At 70.2% G+C, this 15,183-nt stretch carries 16 protein-coding genes; 9 read left to right on the forward strand and 7 right to left on the reverse strand.

Features of this window, described 5'->3' with window-relative positions:
• The first annotated feature begins 165 nt into the window (after positions 1-165).
• Complete coding sequence (gene folE / locus ACSQ2H_RS19340) at positions 166-798, forward strand: GTP cyclohydrolase I FolE (protein WP_436062997.1); 633 nt, start codon at positions 166-168, stop codon at positions 796-798.
• A 12-nt stretch (positions 799-810) separates the two neighbouring features.
• On the opposite strand, the gene ACSQ2H_RS19345 is transcribed toward folE, so the two are convergent.
• Entirely contained in the window at positions 811-1,980 is a 1,170-nt protein-coding gene (locus tag ACSQ2H_RS19345; protein ID WP_436062998.1) for a serine hydrolase domain-containing protein, read from the reverse strand.
• Positions 1,981-2,093: 113 nt separating this feature from the next.
• On the opposite strand from ACSQ2H_RS19345, the gene hisI reads away from it, so the two are divergent.
• Together hisI and ACSQ2H_RS19355 are read left to right on the forward strand one after the other, a co-directional pair.
• The gene (gene hisI / locus ACSQ2H_RS19350; RefSeq protein WP_436062999.1) at positions 2,094-2,492 is read left to right on the forward strand and encodes a phosphoribosyl-AMP cyclohydrolase; all 399 of its coding nucleotides are present in this window, start codon (positions 2,094-2,096) and stop codon (positions 2,490-2,492) included.
• Positions 2,489-3,118 carry a LysE family translocator gene (locus ACSQ2H_RS19355; protein ID WP_436063000.1) on the forward strand — a complete coding sequence of 210 codons (630 nt, stop codon included), beginning with the start codon at positions 2,489-2,491 and terminating at the stop codon, positions 3,116-3,118. Before hisI ends, ACSQ2H_RS19355 begins: the two co-directional genes overlap by 4 nt.
• Here the strand turns inward: ACSQ2H_RS19355 and ACSQ2H_RS19360 are convergent.
• Together ACSQ2H_RS19360 and ACSQ2H_RS19365 are read right to left on the reverse strand one after the other, a co-directional pair.
• Positions 3,115-4,785 (reverse strand): alkaline phosphatase D family protein, encoded by a 1,671-nt coding sequence (locus ACSQ2H_RS19360; RefSeq protein ID WP_436063001.1) that lies wholly within the window; start codon positions 4,783-4,785, stop codon positions 3,115-3,117. The two genes, ACSQ2H_RS19355 and ACSQ2H_RS19360, sit on opposite strands and share 4 nt — an antisense overlap.
• A 261-nt stretch (positions 4,786-5,046) precedes the next feature.
• Positions 5,047-5,214 (reverse strand): hypothetical protein, encoded by a 168-nt coding sequence (locus ACSQ2H_RS19365; RefSeq protein ID WP_436063002.1) that lies wholly within the window; start codon positions 5,212-5,214, stop codon positions 5,047-5,049.
• A 191-nt stretch (positions 5,215-5,405) separates the two neighbouring features.
• Between ACSQ2H_RS19365 and ACSQ2H_RS19370 the strand changes: the two genes are divergently transcribed.
• The 3 genes from ACSQ2H_RS19370 (at position 5,406) to rpoH (ending at position 8,444) form a co-directional block, all read left to right on the forward strand.
• The gene (locus ACSQ2H_RS19370) at positions 5,406-6,320 is read left to right on the forward strand and encodes a helix-turn-helix domain-containing protein (RefSeq protein WP_436063003.1); all 915 of its coding nucleotides are present in this window, start codon (positions 5,406-5,408) and stop codon (positions 6,318-6,320) included.
• Positions 6,321-6,376: 56 nt separating this feature from the next.
• Positions 6,377-7,339, forward strand: a complete 963-nt coding sequence (locus tag ACSQ2H_RS19375) for an RluA family pseudouridine synthase (RefSeq protein WP_436063590.1) — start codon at positions 6,377-6,379, stop codon at positions 7,337-7,339.
• A 217-nt stretch (positions 7,340-7,556) separates the two neighbouring features.
• A complete protein-coding gene (gene rpoH / locus ACSQ2H_RS19380; RefSeq protein WP_436063004.1) occupies positions 7,557-8,444 on the forward strand; it encodes an RNA polymerase sigma factor RpoH in 888 nt (295 codons plus the stop codon).
• 80 nt (positions 8,445-8,524) lie between these two features.
• Here rpoH and ACSQ2H_RS19385 read toward each other — a convergent pair whose 3' ends face one another.
• Positions 8,525-9,622: an acyltransferase family protein gene (locus ACSQ2H_RS19385; protein ID WP_436063005.1), complete on the reverse strand. Its 1,098-nt coding sequence runs from the start codon at positions 9,620-9,622 to the stop codon at positions 8,525-8,527.
• 79 nt (positions 9,623-9,701) lie between these two features.
• Between ACSQ2H_RS19385 and ACSQ2H_RS19390 the strand changes: the two genes are divergently transcribed.
• The gene (locus tag ACSQ2H_RS19390) at positions 9,702-10,409 is read left to right on the forward strand and encodes a Crp/Fnr family transcriptional regulator (protein WP_436063006.1); all 708 of its coding nucleotides are present in this window, start codon (positions 9,702-9,704) and stop codon (positions 10,407-10,409) included.
• A 12-nt stretch (positions 10,410-10,421) separates the two neighbouring features.
• Here ACSQ2H_RS19390 and ACSQ2H_RS19395 read toward each other — a convergent pair whose 3' ends face one another.
• Together ACSQ2H_RS19395 and ACSQ2H_RS19400 are read right to left on the reverse strand one after the other, a co-directional pair.
• Positions 10,422-11,237 carry a response regulator gene (locus ACSQ2H_RS19395; RefSeq protein ID WP_436063007.1) on the reverse strand — a complete coding sequence of 272 codons (816 nt, stop codon included), beginning with the start codon at positions 11,235-11,237 and terminating at the stop codon, positions 10,422-10,424.
• A 93-nt stretch (positions 11,238-11,330) separates the two neighbouring features.
• A complete protein-coding gene (locus ACSQ2H_RS19400; RefSeq protein WP_436063008.1) occupies positions 11,331-12,617 on the reverse strand; it encodes an adenylosuccinate synthase in 1,287 nt (428 codons plus the stop codon).
• Positions 12,618-12,820: 203 nt separating this feature from the next.
• Between ACSQ2H_RS19400 and ACSQ2H_RS19405 the strand changes: the two genes are divergently transcribed.
• Positions 12,821-13,240: a VOC family protein gene (locus ACSQ2H_RS19405; RefSeq protein ID WP_436063009.1), complete on the forward strand. Its 420-nt coding sequence runs from the start codon at positions 12,821-12,823 to the stop codon at positions 13,238-13,240.
• Positions 13,237-14,217, forward strand: a complete 981-nt coding sequence (locus ACSQ2H_RS19410) for a threonine ammonia-lyase (protein ID WP_436063010.1) — start codon at positions 13,237-13,239, stop codon at positions 14,215-14,217. Before ACSQ2H_RS19405 ends, ACSQ2H_RS19410 begins: the two co-directional genes overlap by 4 nt.
• Here the strand turns inward: ACSQ2H_RS19410 and ACSQ2H_RS19415 are convergent.
• Positions 14,214-15,128 (reverse strand): hypothetical protein, encoded by a 915-nt coding sequence (locus ACSQ2H_RS19415; protein ID WP_436063011.1) that lies wholly within the window; start codon positions 15,126-15,128, stop codon positions 14,214-14,216. The two genes, ACSQ2H_RS19410 and ACSQ2H_RS19415, sit on opposite strands and share 4 nt — an antisense overlap.
• Positions 15,129-15,183 lie beyond the last annotated feature (55 nt).

The raw sequence follows: 15,183 nt of genomic DNA on the forward strand, positions 1-15,183 counted from the left end.
GGTAACGGTTGCCCGCCAAGGGGTTGGCCCCATATACATTCGGTCCGGCCGCGAGGCCACGGTTCCGTCCGTGGTCGCGCACATGGCCGACATCAGGGGTGGCACGCGTCATTTCCGGGACCTTCGTCCCGGCGCAACTCAGGCCCCGGAAAGAACCGCTCAATCATGGACGCTCCCAGTCGCGACCGAACCCTGATCGGCACGCCCGGTCTTGATCTTGAAGCCGTGAAGCGCCCGTCGCGCGAAGAGGCTATGGAAGCCGTGCGCACGCTTATCGCGTGGGCGGGCGACGATCCGCGCCGCGAAGGCGTGATCGACACCCCCAAGCGCGTGGTCGACGCGTATGGCGAGTGGTTCGAGGGCTATCAGCTCGATCCGGCCAAGGAACTGTCGCGCACCTTCGAAGACGTGCAGGGCTATGACGACATCGTCATGCTGCGCGAGATCGAGGTCGAGAGCCACTGCGAGCACCACATGGCTCCGTTCCTCGGCAAGGCCTATGTGGCCTACATGCCGACCAACCGGGTCGTCGGCATCTCCAAGCTGGCCAAGGTCGTGGAAATCTACGCCCGCCGCCTGCAGACCCAGGAGACCATGACCCAGCAGATCGCCGACGCGATCACCGACAGCCTGCGTCCGGCCGGCGTCGCGATCCTCATCGACGCCGCGCACCAGTGCATGACCACCCGCGGCGTGCACCACCGCCACGTCTCGACGATCACCACCCAGTTCACGGGCGTGTTCAAGACCGACGCGACCCTGCGTCAGCGCTTCCTCGACTTCGTCAACAAGCGCTGAGCCGTTCTGGCGTCAGGCCTTCTTCGGGAGGCCTGACAGCAAGAGGTTGGCCGTGGCCTCGGGCGAGCCTTCGCCGGTCAGCGCCACGGCCACATAGGCCTGCTTCTCCAGAGAATAGGCGACCATCGCCTTGGCCCCCGGCAGACCGCCGGCGTGGCCGATCCAGCTGTCGCTGGCCGCCGGATTGGCGAGCCGCAGATCGCTGACCATCATCCCCTGACCATAGAACGAGGCCGGAGAGACGCCGGTCATCGGATAGAGCCGCGCCAGCCGCCGGGCGGTGGTCTCGCGGCTGTGCAGGCGGCTGGCCAGCAGCGCCCGCCAGAACCGCACCACGTCGGCGGCGGAGGCGGCCACCGCGCCGGCCGCGAAGGGGGTGGCGAGGTCCTCGCCGGCCGGGACCGGCGGGGCCATGCCGGCCGGCGTGCGGCCAGGCGCCAGCACCGCGGTCTCGCGCAGGTCCAGGCGTTCCATGATCCTGCCCGACAGCACCTGATCGTACGGTTTGCCGTCCACCGCCTCCAGGATCGTGCCGAGCAGCACGTAACCGGTGTTGCTGTAGCCCCACGCCGCGCCGGGGCAGAACTGGGCCGGATGGCCGACCGCCACCTCCAGCAGCCTCTGCGGCGGCTTGTAGCCGGGATCGGCCCGCAGCCCTTCGTCCTCCTGGAAGCTGTAGAGCCCGCTCGTGTGGACCAGCAGGTCCTCTATCGTGATGTGCGCGGCGTTCGGCAGGTTCGGCGCCCATCGCGCGATGGGGGCGTCGAGGGCGAGCTTGCCCTCCTCGACCAGCTGCAGCACCGCGGTGGCGGTGTAGGCCTTGCCGACGCTGGCCCAGAAGAACCGCGCCGGCGGGCCGCCGGCGGCGGCGTGGGTCTGGGTCCACAGCGTTCCGTCGGGCCGCGCCACGGCCGCGGTCAGGGCCTGGACCTGCATCTGGCCGGCCGCCTGTTCGAGCTTGGCTTCCAGGGCGTCGTCGATGACCGGTTGCAGCCGGGTGGAGCCAGCCTGGGCGGCGGCGTCCAGCTGCGCCTGGGCGAAAGGCGCCCGCAACGGCGGTCCGGCATAGGCCGCGCGCCCCTTGCAGCGGGGCGACTTCTTCTTGGCCCGTGCGGCCAGCGCCGGGCCCGGCAGGGTGACAGCCGCGGCGGCGGCCAGCAGGGTTCGGCGGTCGAGGCTCATGAACGGCTCCGGTTGTTCAGGAGCGGTCTTCCAGCCCAACCGCGGCCTTAGAAAGGCGGGGCGCGCGCCTTTCCGGCTAGCGCGGGCGCCGGCGCGGGCGCCATATGCGCGCCATGACCCAAGCGAGCTTTCCCACAGCCTCTTCCAAGGACGCGCTCGAACGCGGCGCGGTCCTGAGCCCCCGGTTCGACGCGAACGGCCTGATGGCCGTGGTGGCGACCCATGCGGAGACCGGCGAGGTGCTGATGGTCGGCTATATGAACGCCGAGGCCCTGGCCCGCACCCTGGAGCTGGGCGAGGCGGTCTATTTCAGCCGGTCCCGCAACGAAATCTGGCACAAGGGCGCGACCAGCGGCCAGATCCAGAAGATCGTCGAGATGCGCGTCGACTGCGACCAGGACTGCCTCTGGATCAAGGTGCTGCCGCAGGGCGACGGCGGCGCCTGCCACGTCGGCTTCCGTTCGTGCTTCTACCGCGTGGTCGAGGACGGCCAGCTGGTCGAGCGGCCGTGAGCCCGCTGGAGGCCATCGCCGGCTTTGCGGTGGCCGCCGGCCTGCTGACCATCCTGCCGGGGCTGGACACCGCCCTGGTGCTGCGCACGGCCGCCGTCGAGGGACCGCGGCGGGCGGCGCTGGCGGGGCTCGGCATCACGCTCGGCTGCCTGGTCTGGGGCACGGCCGTCGCGGTGGGCCTGGGCGCGCTGCTGGCCGCCTCGCATCTGGCCTTCACGGTCCTGAAGTGGGCGGGCGCGGCCTACCTGCTGCGGCTGGGGATCGGCATGCTGATCCGGCCGCGGCGGAGTTTCGAGCTCGGCGGCGAGAGCGCTGGCGCGGGGGGCCGCGACCTGGCCTGGCTGCGGCGCGGGCTGCTGACCAACCTGCTGAACCCGAAGATCGGGGTGTTCTACGTGTCGTTCCTGCCGCAGTTCATGGCCAAGGGCGTGCCGGCCGGGCCGTTCCTGGTGCTGCTGGCGGCGATCCACGGGCTGATCGGCCTGGCCTGGTTCGCAGTGCTGATCACCGCCACCCGGCCGCTGGCGCGGGCGCTGAAGCGGCCGGCGACGGTCGCCTGGCTGGACCGGGTCACGGGCGGCGTGTTCGTGGCCTTCGCCGCCCGTCTGGCGCTGTCGCGGGCCTAGACCTCGGTCAGGCCGGAGACGCGATGCGCCTCGGGCGTGACGCGGAAGGTCTTCAGCAGCTGGGTGTCGAAGGTCTTGGAGGCGACCGTCGAGACCGTCATCAGCTCGGCCTTGGCGTCCTCGTGCGTCAGGGTCAGCAGCAGGAAGCCCTTCATCGACTGCTCGGAGAACACGACCTCCTTGTTGGCGGTCGCGAACATCTCGCCGACCGAGAAGCCCTTGATGGTGTCGTTGGCGCCGGGGCTGGTGATCGCGGTGGCCCCGAACTCGGCGGCGACGCGGTTGCCGGCGTCGTCATAGAGCTCGTTGGCCCAGAAGGCGTGGCTGTCGCCGGCCAGCACGATGGCCCGGGCGCCGGCGCTCTTGATCGCGTCGTAGACCCGCTCGCGCTCGGCCGGGTAGCCGTCCCACATGTCGAGGCCGTAGGGCAGGTCGAGCTGGGCGAGCTGCTCCATGCGCGCCAGGCGCTTGCGCGTCCCCTCGCCCTCGCCGGCCATGACCTCGGCGAGCTTGGCCTCGCCCAGGTGCTTACGAATGCTGGGCACCGGCAGGCGGGCCATGACCACCTCGTTGCCGAGCACCTGCCAGACGCGGCCGGCCTTGACCGAGTCCTTGAGGCCGGCGGCGAGCCAGGCCTGCTGGGTCGGGCCCATCATCTTGCGGGCCGGATCGTCGAGCTTGGCGCGGAAGGCGGCGAGTTCGGCGGGGCCGCCGGGGGCCGGCAGGTCGCGCTCGTAGTTGAGCTGCTGGTCGCGGGCGGTGAGCCGGGTCTCCAGCATGAACAGGCTCATCAGGTCGCCGAACTGGAAGGCCCGGTTGATCGCCGCGCCGCCGCCCTCCGGCTCGCGGATCGGCATCCACTCGTAATAGGCTTTGATGGCGCGGGCCTTGCGCTCGTTCCAGTCGCCTTCCTTGTCGGGCTGGTGGTTCTGGGCGCCGGACATGAAGCTGTCGTTGGCGGTCTCGTGGTCGTCCCAGACCACGATCCACGGGGCGCGGGCGTGGGCGGCCTGCAGCTGCGGGTCGGACTTGTACTGCGCGTGGCGGCGGCGGTAGTCGGCCAGCGAGAGGATCTCGTGGTTCGGGTCGTGCGGCCGCTCGGCGGCGACCGGCGAGGTCATGCCGTAGGAGTCCGGGCCGCCGTACTCGTAGATATAGTCGCCCAGGTGCAGCACCGCGTCGACGCGCGGCAGCCTGGCGATCGCCTCGTAGGCGTTGAAGTAGCCGTTCGGGTAGAGCGAGCAGGAGGCGACGGCGAGGACCACGTCCTTGGTCGCGCCGCTGGGCAGGGTCGCGGTGCGGCCGACGGGCGAAGCCACGCCGTTGGCGGTGAACTCGAAACTGTAGGCGCGGCCGGCGTCGAGACCGCCGACGTCGACCTTGACCGTCCAGTCGCGGCCGGGCCCGGTGAGCCCCTGCCCTGACTTGGCGCCGCCGGCGCGGCGGTCGATCGGGGTGAGCTTCCAGCTGTAGGCGATCTCGCCGGCGGCGGGGTCGGCCGGCGTGATGCGGGTCCAGAGGATCAGGCGGTCGGCCAGCGGATCGCCCGAGGCGACGCCGTGCTGGAACGAGACCGCGCCGGCGTAGCGCGAGGCGCCCTGGGCCGCCGCCGGACCAGCCGCGCCAAAGCCAAGCAGGGCCAAGGCCCGGCGTCTGTCGATCCGCATGAAATCCCCCTCGCACTCGATGGCCGAGCTTGAGCCATAGTGGAGAAGGATGACGGTCACATGTCCAGCACGTCCGTCCGGGGGAAGGCCGGGACCTTGCCAGCGCCGCGCGTCCGAGCCGCTACGGCGCGGAGAGCCCCCAGACCCTCCCGGCGGTCCCGGCCCTCGCCGGGATGAACGTTCGACGCGGAGGCGGCGGCCGCCGCAGCAGGGGCCGCCGCCTCCGGTCGGGGTGATCCGGTTATGGTGGGGACCGTGGGATCACCGCAGAGCCCGCAGCACGCCGGGGAGGCCTGGCTGGCTCTGACTACTGGCCGACTCGCGCGCCGGATCGGCCTTCATCAGCCCGGCCGTGGCCGGCGTCGTCAGGGCGATGACCCCGGCGGCGATGAAGGAGGCGATCGAGAATCCGAGCGTCAGATAGGCCATGATTTTAGTCCTCCGCCGACGGTCTCGAGGCCGCGTTCGTGGTTGCCGCAAAGTTTAGGCGAACACCGTTCGACGAGCAGTTGCAGCGGCCTGCGACGGCCTGCGCAGCCACGTGCAACCGTTGCATTCCAAGGCGCAACCGTTGCATGCAGGGTTGCATTCCGCGATGGCTATGGAATCATCGAGGTTCCATGCACGCCGCCACGCCGTTCTCCGAGAAGCTGGACCTGGTGCTGAAGGCGCTCTCGATGAGCCGAGGGCGACTTGCAGCCGAACTCGGCGTGGACAAGTCGCTGGTCGGGCGCTGGGCGTCCGGGGCGGTGACGCCCTCGGCGCACAATCTGGAGAACCTGACCCGGCTGGTGGCGCGGCGCCGCGCCGGCTTCACCATGCTCGACTGGGACCGCAGCCTCGATGGCCTGGCGCAGGTGTTCGGGGTTGAGCCGGCCTCGCCGCGCGCGCCCGCGCCGCAGGCCAACGGCGCGGCGGTCGAGGGCCTGCCGCTCCCGGGCATGGACATGGTGCGGATGGTGACCGAGCGGCGCGGGGCGACCTATGAGGGCTTCTGGCGCAGCACCCGGCCGTCCATCGCCATGCCCGGCGAGATCTTCCACGACTACGGCATGATCCGGCGCGGCCCCGACGGGCTGCTGCGCTTCCAGATGGGCGGCTCGGGCCTGTTGTTCGACGGCTGGCTGATGCCGGTCGAGGGCCAGGTGTTCGCGATCCTGTTCGACACGGTCGGGCAGACGCCGGTGTTCCTGGTGTTCAACGGCGTGTCGCTGCACAAGGCGGTGCAGTTGGACGGGCTGATCCTGGCCGCGGCGCTGAACGCGGCGCGCACGCCTTCGGCCTACCCGGTGGTGCTGGAGCGGATCGGGGACTTGACCGGCGACCCGGAAACCGACGACGAACGCTGCGCCGAGCTCTTGAAGCTCGACACCGCCGCCACCGAGGAAACCGCGCCCGACGCCATGCGCAAGCACCTGATCCGCGACATCGGCCCAGCCGCGGCCGCCGCCGGCACGGGCGAGCTGTTCCTGTTGTCGACCTGGGCCAGCAGCCTGTCGAAAGGCCTGTCGTCCGGCGGACATCTGCAAGGGTGAGCCAGACCGACTTCGAGGACGACGACCTCGCCGCCGAAGCCCCCTCCGCCGAGGGCATGGCCGCGCGCATCGTGACGATCGAGCCGAGCGCCGCCGGCGGGCGGCTGGACAAGACCTTGGCCGAGCACCTGCCGGACCTGTCGCGCGGCCGCATCCAGGCGCTGATGGCCCAGGGGCTGGTCAGCCGCGACGGCGCGGCGCTGTCGGACGCCTCAGCCAAGGCCAAGCCCGGCGAGTACCAGCTGCTGATCCCCCCGCCCGCCCCCGCCGAGCCGGAGCCGGAAGACATTCCGCTGTCGATCCTGTTCGAGGATGAGCACCTGATCGTCGTCGACAAGTCGGCCGGCATGGCCGTGCACCCGGCCCCCGGCAGCGAGACCGGCACCCTGGTCAACGCGCTGCTGCACCACTGCGGCGCCAGCCTGTCGGGGATCGGCGGGGTGGCCCGGCCAGGGATCGTCCACCGGCTCGACAAGGACACCTCGGGCGTGCTGGTCGCCGCCAAGTCCGACGCCGCCCACCAGGGGCTTTCGAAGCTGTTTGCGACGCACGATATCGACAGGGTCTACGTCGCCCTGGTCCGCGGCGCGCCCAATCCCGAGCGTGGGACCATCGAGACGCGACTTGGCCGATCGCCTCACGACCGCAAGAAGATCGCGGTGCTGAAGAGCGGCGGCCGCGAGGCGATCACGCACTACCGCACCGAGGCCGTCTATGGAGGCTCCAGCGGCAAGCCGCTGGCGGCCCGCATCGCCTGCACCCTGGAGACCGGACGCACCCACCAGATCCGCGTGCACCTGGCCTCGAAGGGCACGCCTTGCCTCGGCGATCCGGTCTACGGCTCGGGTCCGCCGGCCGCGGCCGTGCGCGAGGCGATCGCGGACGCCGGCTTGAAACGCCAGGCCTTGCACGCTGCGGTGCTGGGGTTCGTCCATCCCGTCACCGGCCAAGCCGTGAGATTCGAAAGCCCTTTGCCCGCCGATATGGCGCAACTGCAAGCTAACCTGACAGCTTTGTAAGAAAGCTTGTGCCTGTTGCGCCTTGAAGGCGCCCACATCGGCCTGTACTAATACCTGACTAGAGCAGTCGGACTTCCGGGCCGCCGGTTTCTCCCAAACCGGGCCCTTACGCCCAGGGCAACCAATACCTATCTAGATGGTTGGAGGGGGCGGACGGTTTCGCGCGCGCGGCGCGCAGCGATCCGAAAGTCCGCCGAGTATGAAAGGGGATATATCCATGGCCGCTAACGCGCTCGCCGTGATGTCGCCGGAAGGCGGACTGAGCCGGTACCTGACTGAAATTCGCAAATTCCCGATGCTGGCCAAGGACCAGGAGTTCATGCTCGCCAAGGCTTGGCGTGAGCACGAGGACTCCGACGCCGCCCACCAGCTGGTGACCAGCCACCTGCGCCTCGTGGCCAAGATCGCCATGGGCTATCGCGGCTACGGCCTGCCGATCGGGGAAGTGATCTCCGAAGGCAATGTCGGCCTGATGCAGGCGGTGAAGAAGTTCGAGCCGGACAAGGGCTTCCGCCTGGCGACCTACGCCATGTGGTGGATCCGCGCCTCGATCCAGGAGTACATCCTGCGGTCCTGGAGCCTGGTGAAGATGGGCACCACCGCTGCGCAGAAGAAGCTGTTCTTCAACCTGCGCAAGGCCAAGAGCCAGATCAGCGCCTTCCAGGACGGGGACCTGCACCCCGACCAGGTCAGCCAGATCGCCACCAAGCTGGGCGTGCTGGACGAGGAAGTGATCTCGATGAACCGCCGGCTGTCCGGTCCGGACGCTTCGCTGAACGCGCCGCTGCGCGCTGACGGCGAAAGCGAATGGCAGGACTGGCTGGAGGACGAGACCTCGGTGAGCCAGGAGACCTACGTCGCCGAAAGCCAGGAGCGCACCCAGCGCATGACCCTGATGGAAGCGGCGCTGACCGAACTGTCGGACCGCGAACGTCACATCCTGACCGAGCGGCGCCTGAAGGACAGCCCGACCACGCTGGAAGAACTGGCTGCGGAATACGGCGTCAGCCGTGAACGCGTCCGCCAGATCGAGGTCCGGGCCTTCGAGAAGCTGCAAAAGTCGGTGACCGCCGCAGCCCGCGACAAGAACCTGATCGAAGCCTAAGGGCCAAGATCTTCGACTGAAGCGAGAAGCGTCGCGATCCGCGAGGGTCGCGGCGCTTCTTTCGTTTCGGCCCCGGCGGCTCAGAGGAAGTCGCGCACCACGGCCACGCGCCGCAGCCCGCGGACGACGGCGAAGCTGAGGATCAAGCCAAGGGCGCTGACGGCGGCGAACCTCGCCCAGCCGCCGACGGACGTCGTCTCGAGCGCAAACTGCAGTCCGACCACCAGGAAGACATGGATCAGGTAGACGCCGAAGGCGTCGCGGGCCAGGTCCGAGAGCAGGGCCGTCGGCCGGTCCAGAAGCGCCCTGGAAAGGACCAGCAGGCCGATGCTGAGGCCGATCCCGATGACCGCCTCTTCGACCAGCCAGGCCCAAGGCGGCATCGGTACGAAGGAGGGCTGGGCGAGGCGCAGGGCAGCGGCCGCCAGCCCCAGAAACAGCCAGACCAGGCCTCGCCGCGCGGGAAAGGTCTGCAGCCAGCCGAAGCGGCTGGCGGCGAGCCCGGCGCCGAACAGCAGCACGTACTGAGGCAGGCGGCCGACTTCCACCCGCACGAAGGGGGCCAGGTCGACCCAGAGCCCGACCGGACACCAGATGCGGACCACGGCGTTGGCCGCGGCCAGCGTCGCCACGGCCGCGAGCAGCGCCAGGTGACCAGGCGGGCTTGCGGCCGACGGCGCAGGACGCCGCCAGACCGCGCGCCACGTCCCGTAGGCGAGGACCATCACCAACAGCCAGGAGAGGAACCAGAGATGGCCGACCTCGAAGGCGCCGGCCCCGACATAGTCGCGCAGCATGTAGGCGAGGAAGCCCTCGCGCCCCGGCCCGGCGGCGTAGCTGATCGGCCCGAACACCAGCACCGAGATGAAGGCCAGCGGAATCCCCAGCCGGAAAATGCGCGCGCCGACCGCCTTCGGCGCCCCCAGGCGGTCGACCGCCTGGGGGACGAAGAGGCCGGAAATCAGGAAGAACAGCCCCATGAAGAAGGCGCCGTTGATCTCGAAGAACGCGCCGAGCGGCAGGCCGGCGGCGGCGCTCCTCAGCGGCCAGTCCTCCGGGGGGCCGTACGGCTGGCCCGCATGATGGACGACCACCAGCGCCACCAGCAGCAGCTTCAGCTGATCCAGATAGGCCGAGCGCGGGGCGGCGCTAGGGGCATTTTGCAGGGTATCGGACATCGGCCGACGATAAGCGCGGGCGGCCGCGGCCAACTGTCAGGCCCTTGACAGTTCAGTCCGCCGATCCTCACCAGGAGGCATGGCCCCGCCCCTCGTTCCCCGCGAAATCCTGCAGCTGAACCCCTGGTTTCGCAGCTTGCCGCCCGCGCTCGCCGACGGACTGATCGAGGAAGGCGACGTCGTGCGACTACAGGACAAGCTGATCTTCGCCCAGGGCGACCCGCCCAACGGCCTGTTTGCGCTGCTGGCCGGCGAGGTCCATGTCCGGCACGCCAGCGAGGACGGCGACGCCTCGGCCCTGGAGATCATTCGTCCGGGCGCCTGGTTCGGCGACACGGGGATGCTCGACGACCTGCCGCGCTCCTCCGACGCCCTGGCCGTGGGCCGAGCGAGCGTGCTGCGGGTTTCACGCCCGGCGTTCGAACGGCTGACGTCCGCGCGAGAGCACCTTGCCTGCTTCACCCGCCGGGTCTGTTCGCAGTACCGGCAGGCCCTGACCTACATCGTCAGCACGTCGCGTCTGCCGCTCAAGGTGCGGCTCGCCAAGCGGCTGGTGAATCTCGCCCAGTCACGAGGCGTGGAGGCCGGCGGCGGCGTGCGGATCGATCTGCGCCTCTCCCAGGCCGCGCTGGCCGACATGCTCGGCGTTTCCCGCCAGAGCCTCAACCCAGCGCTCCGCGGGCTGCAGGCGGAGGGCCTCGTCTCGCTGGGCTATGCGACCATCGTGGTCTGCAAGCTGGCCAAGCTCGAGGCTCTGGCGGATTCCGCCGTCCTGAAGCTCAACTAGCCGCGCGGCGGCTCAGGCCGCCCGATCCCTGCCCGGCTCGTCCTTCGGCAGGAAGGCCAGCAGGCCGACGGCCTTGCGGGCGAGGTCCTCGGGGACCAGGGCGCCGGCCTGGGCGGCGACGGCCAGCTCGCGCTGGAACTCGATCGTCGCGGCGGCGAGCGGGGCGTTCTTGGTCACCGCGGCGGCGCGTTGCAGCTCGACCATCTGGGCCAGCAGCGCGCGCATCGCCTGGCTGGGGTCGGTGGCGATCGCGGGGATGGCCGAACGCACGATCTTGAGCGCCTGGGTGATGCGCTGGGCTTCCGGCGTCGCCGTGGCGTCCGAGCGCCGCTTCAGCGGGCCGCTGTAGTCACCGGAATTGAAGCGGCGGCGATCGGGGCCGACATACTCGACCGCCTCGACCCAGTCGCGCGGATGCAGGGTCACCGCCTCGAGGCGGCGCAGCAGATCCTTGGTCGTGTAGGGCTTGCGCAGAAACTCGTGCACGCCGGCGTCGCGCGCCGACAGGATGGCGGCGGCGGTCGCCGTCGCCGTGACCATGATGATTGGGGCCATGCGGCAGGCGGCGTCGGAGCGCCGGAGCTGGCGGGAGAACTGGACGCCGTCGACCTCGGTCCCGGCGAGCTCCACGAAAATCAGCTGCGGATTGACCTGGCGGGCGGCCTCCAAACCCTTGCGGGTGGTCGGCGCATGCCAGAGTTGTACGTTGGCGATGTTCCGCATGGAGTCGGCGAGCAGGCGCGCGCTCGCCGGCGCCGGGTCAATGATCAGCACCCGCTGCATCAGCGGCGTCATGCGCTGAATTTGTTTGAGGTTCTCGGTGAACACGGGCGGCGCTCGGACTCCTGGAATCTCACCAGAGAGTGCCGCAGCGTCCTTAAGAACGCCTTACGCCGCCCGTCTCGGAACCGTCTTGGGCGATCAGTCCTGGAACGGGTCGCGGACCATGATCGTGTCGTCGCGCTGCGGGCTGGTGGAGACCATCGCGGCCGGGGCGCCGATCAGCTCCTCGACGCGGCGAACGTACTTCACCGCATTGGCCGGCAGGTCCTTCCAGGAGGTGGCGCCGGCGGTGCTTTCGCTCCAGCCGTCCATCTCCTCGTAGACCGGCTCGAGCGCCGACTGCGACTTGAGGCCGGCGGGCAGGTAGTCGAGCACCTCGCCGTTCAGCTTGTAGCCGACGCAGATCTTCAGCTTGGGCAGGCCGTCCAGCACGTCGAGCTTGGTCAGGGCGATGCCGTCGATGCCGTTGAGGGCCACCGACTGGCGCACCAGCACCGCGTCGAACCAGCCGCAGCGGCGCGGACGGCCGGTGACGACGCCGAACTCGCGGCCGACCGTGCCCAGATGCTGGCCGATCTCGTCGAAGAGCTCGGTCGGGAACGGGCCCTCGCCGACGCGGGTGGTGTAGGCCTTGACGATACCGAGCACGAAGCCCGGGCCCTTCGGACCCAGGCCCGAACCGGCCGCGGCCTGGCCGGCGACGGTGTTGGACGAGGTCACATAGGGATAGGTGCCGTGGTCGACGTCGAGCAGGGCGCCCTGGGCGCCTTCGAACAGCACGCGCTTGCCGGCCTTGACCACGCCGTCCAACAGCTTCCAGGCCGGCTGGGCGAAGGGCAGGATCTTCGGGGCGATCTCTTCCAGGGCGGCCAGCAGCTGGGCGCCGTCGTATTCCGGCAGGCCGAGCCCGGCGCGCAGCGGGGTGTGGTGGGCCAGCAGGCGGTCGATCTTGGCTTCCAGCGCGTCGCGGTCGCGCAGGTCGTCGACGCGGATGGCGCGGCGGCCGACCTTGTCCTCGTAGGCCGGGCCGATGCCGCGGCCGGTGGTGCCGATCTTGTTGACCGCGGCGGCTTCACGCGCCTGGTCGAGGTCGCGGTGCAGCGGCAGGATCAGGCAGGCGTTGTCGGCCAGGACCAGCATCTCCGGAGTGATCGAGACGCCCTGCCCGCCCAGCTTGGCGATCTCTTCCAGCAGGTGCCACGGGTCGACGACGACGCCGTTGCCGATCACCGACAGCTTGCCCTGGACCACGCCCGAGGGCAGCAGGCTGAGCTTGTAGACCTGGTCGCCGACCACCAGGGTGTGGCCGGCGTTGTGGCCGCCCTGGAAGCGCACGACGACGTCGGCGCGGTTCGACAGCCAGTCGACGAGCTTGCCCTTGCCTTCGTCGCCCCACTGAGCGCCGATCACGGTCACATTGGCCATTCGGATACGATCTCCCGGCCTGCCCGAGCGGGTCCAACAACGCCCTTCGACAGGACTCGGCGTGTGGACTTGATCGATTGTAGGAACCAGATGCGGCGGCCCTGCGGGCGGCGGCTCTCCGTTCGGCCGGGGTAAACCAGCGGGAGGCCCGTGCGTCAAGCCCCTGGTCGCCTGACGCCGCGGCTCAGGCTATGAATAGATCCATGACCCGACCGCGCTTTCACCTCGCCTTTCCCGTCCGCGACCTGGCCGAGGCGCGCAGTTTCTATGGCGGGCTGCTGGGCTGTCCGGAGGGGCGTTCGAGCCCGGACTGGATCGACTTCGACTTCTACGGCCACCAGATCGTCGCGCACCTGTCGCCGGACGAGTGCGGCCACAAGAACACCAGCAGCGTCGACGGCGAGGACGTGCCGGTCCGCCACTTCGGCGCGATCCTGACGCTGCCGGAGTGGCACGTGCTGGCCGGCAAGCTGGAGGACGCGGGCGTCAAGTTCGTGATCGAGCCGCAGATCCGCTTCGAGGGCCAGCCCGGCGAGCAGGCGACGATGTTCTTCCTCGATCCGTCCGGCAACGCGCTGGAGTTCAAGGCCTTCGCCGACGACGCCATGGTGTTCGCGAAATGAGCGTGACCCTGGCCGACATCGAGGCCGCCGCCGGGCGGCTGGCGGGCCACGCCGTCGAGACCCCGCTGATCGAGAGCCCGGCCCTGAACGAGCGGCTGGGCCGGCGGGTGCTGATCAAGCCGGAGACGCTGCAACGGGTCGGGGCGTTCAAGTTCCGCGGGGCCTACAACCGGCTCTCGCAGTTGTCGGCGGAGGAGCGCGCCCGCGGCGTGGTGGCGTTCTCATCGGGCAACCACGCCCAGGGCGTGGCGCTGGCGGCCCGGCTGCTGGGCATGCCGGCGCTGATCGTGATGCCGGCCGACGCGCCGAGCGTGAAGGTCGAGGCGACGCGCGGCTACGGCGCCGAGATCAAGCTCTACGACCGGCTGACCGAGAGCCGCGAGGCGATCGCCGCGGCGGTCGCCGCCGAGCGCGGCGCGGTGACGGTTCCGGCCTTCGACGACCCCGACGTCATCGCCGGCCAGGGCACGGTCGGGCTGGAGCTGGTCGCCCAGGCCAAGGCCCGCGGCGTGACGCTGGACACCGTGGTCTCGCCGATCGGCGGCGGCGGGCTGCTGGCGGGCGTGTCGACGGCGGTGAAGGCGCTGTCGCCGACCACCGCGATCGTCGGCGTCGAGCCGGCCGGCTTCGACGACACCCTGCGCTCGCTGCAGAAGGGCGAGCGGATCGTGACCCAGCCGACCACGCGCTCGCTGTGCGACGCGCTGGAAAGCCCGGCGCCGGGGCTGCTGACCTTCCCGGTGCTGCAGAAGACCGTGGCCGACGTGGCGGTGGTCACCGACGCCGAGGTCGCCGAGTCGATGCGCTATGCGTTCTCGGTGCTGAAGCTGGTGGTCGAGCCGGGCGGATCGGTGGGCCTGGCGGCGCTGCTGGCCGGCAAGGTGAAGTCGTTCGGCGAGGACGCGACCGGGCTGGTGCTGTCCGGCGGCAACGTCGATCCGGAGCTGTTCGCCCGGGTGCTGCGCGGCGAGGTCTAGGCCTCGGCCGGCGCGGGCGCGAGCTCGCGGTAGATCACCGCCAGCGGGGCGCTGTAGAGCACCGTGCCGAACACGCTGACCAGGGCCATGAGCCCGGCGGCCAGGGCGAGGATCGGCGAGACCTGGGCCAAGGTCAGGGTCGTGTAGTCCATGTCGGCGGTCGGCTTGAGGATCGCGATGGCGGCGACGATGAAGCCGACGAACAACAGCATCTGGACGACGGTGGCGATGATGCTGACCACGACCCCGACCAGCACCATCTTCGCCGCATGGCCCTTCGTCAGCCGCCAGGAGTCGAACAGCCGGAAATAGCTGTCGGCGAACGACATCGGCAGGCCGAGCGAGAAGCGCACGAACAGCCAGAGCATCGCGCCGAGCACGATCAGCACGATGGCGGCGATGCCGAGCCCGACGCCGGGCGCCAGGGTCTGGCTGGGGCCGGCGGTGATCAAGACCAGCGACGTGATCGTGACCGGAATGGTGCTGAGCACGGCCAGCAGGACCGCCACGACGGCGACGACCACCAGGCACAGCGCCAGCCAGAACTCCTGGCGGCCGAGGCGCAGGAAGAACCAGCGCCGGTTCTCCGGTTCCAGCACGGCGCGGAACACCGCGCCCATCAGGAGCGCGCCGGACGCCAGGCCGGTCACCCACTGCAGCAGCGACAGCGCGTTGATCTGGGCCATCAGCGCCGTCATCTGCTGGGTGGCGGCCGGCGAATCGGGCGCGATCTCGGCCTCGGCCAGCGCGGCCAGGGCGCCGAACTGCGGCCATAGGGCCGCGATCATCAGCACCACCGGCCCGAGCGCCACCACTAGGTAGACCGCGCACCAGACCAGGAACGCCAGCGGGTTGCGGGCGATGACGCCGAACCCCGACCCGACTGCGTCGCCGAACGAAAACGTCGTCATGCCCCTACCCCGCAACCCTCAGCTGCGGAGCATAGCGGGACCGTCCGACGCGCCG

The organism is Phenylobacterium sp. LjRoot97 (assembly GCF_964254345.1).
Lineage (GTDB): Bacteria > Pseudomonadota > Alphaproteobacteria > Caulobacterales > Caulobacteraceae > Phenylobacterium.

Excerpts from the sequence above, each read along its gene's own strand:
- hisI (WP_436062999.1), top strand. The coding sequence starts at position 2,094 with ATGACCCAAGCGAGCTTTCCCACAGCCTCTTCCAAGGACGCGCTCGAA.
- folE (WP_436062997.1), top strand. The coding sequence starts at position 166 with ATGGACGCTCCCAGTCGCGACCGAACCCTGATCGGCACGCCCGGTCTT.
- ACSQ2H_RS19400 (WP_436063008.1), bottom strand. The coding sequence starts at position 12,617 with ATGGCCAATGTGACCGTGATCGGCGCTCAGTGGGGCGACGAAGGCAAG.
- ACSQ2H_RS19410 (WP_436063010.1), top strand. The coding sequence starts at position 13,237 with ATGAGCGTGACCCTGGCCGACATCGAGGCCGCCGCCGGGCGGCTGGCG.
- ACSQ2H_RS19375 (WP_436063590.1), top strand. The coding sequence starts at position 6,377 with ATGGCCGCGCGCATCGTGACGATCGAGCCGAGCGCCGCCGGCGGGCGG.
- ACSQ2H_RS19385 (WP_436063005.1), bottom strand. The coding sequence starts at position 9,622 with ATGTCCGATACCCTGCAAAATGCCCCTAGCGCCGCCCCGCGCTCGGCC.
- ACSQ2H_RS19370 (WP_436063003.1), top strand. The coding sequence starts at position 5,406 with ATGCACGCCGCCACGCCGTTCTCCGAGAAGCTGGACCTGGTGCTGAAG.
- ACSQ2H_RS19345 (WP_436062998.1), bottom strand. The coding sequence starts at position 1,980 with ATGAGCCTCGACCGCCGAACCCTGCTGGCCGCCGCCGCGGCTGTCACC.
- rpoH (WP_436063004.1), top strand. The coding sequence starts at position 7,557 with ATGGCCGCTAACGCGCTCGCCGTGATGTCGCCGGAAGGCGGACTGAGC.
- ACSQ2H_RS19360 (WP_436063001.1), bottom strand. The coding sequence starts at position 4,785 with ATGCGGATCGACAGACGCCGGGCCTTGGCCCTGCTTGGCTTTGGCGCG.
- ACSQ2H_RS19405 (WP_436063009.1), top strand. The coding sequence starts at position 12,821 with ATGACCCGACCGCGCTTTCACCTCGCCTTTCCCGTCCGCGACCTGGCC.
- ACSQ2H_RS19415 (WP_436063011.1), bottom strand. The coding sequence starts at position 15,128 with ATGACGACGTTTTCGTTCGGCGACGCAGTCGGGTCGGGGTTCGGCGTC.
- ACSQ2H_RS19390 (WP_436063006.1), top strand. The coding sequence starts at position 9,702 with ATGGCCCCGCCCCTCGTTCCCCGCGAAATCCTGCAGCTGAACCCCTGG.
- ACSQ2H_RS19365 (WP_436063002.1), bottom strand. The coding sequence starts at position 5,214 with ATGGCCTATCTGACGCTCGGATTCTCGATCGCCTCCTTCATCGCCGCC.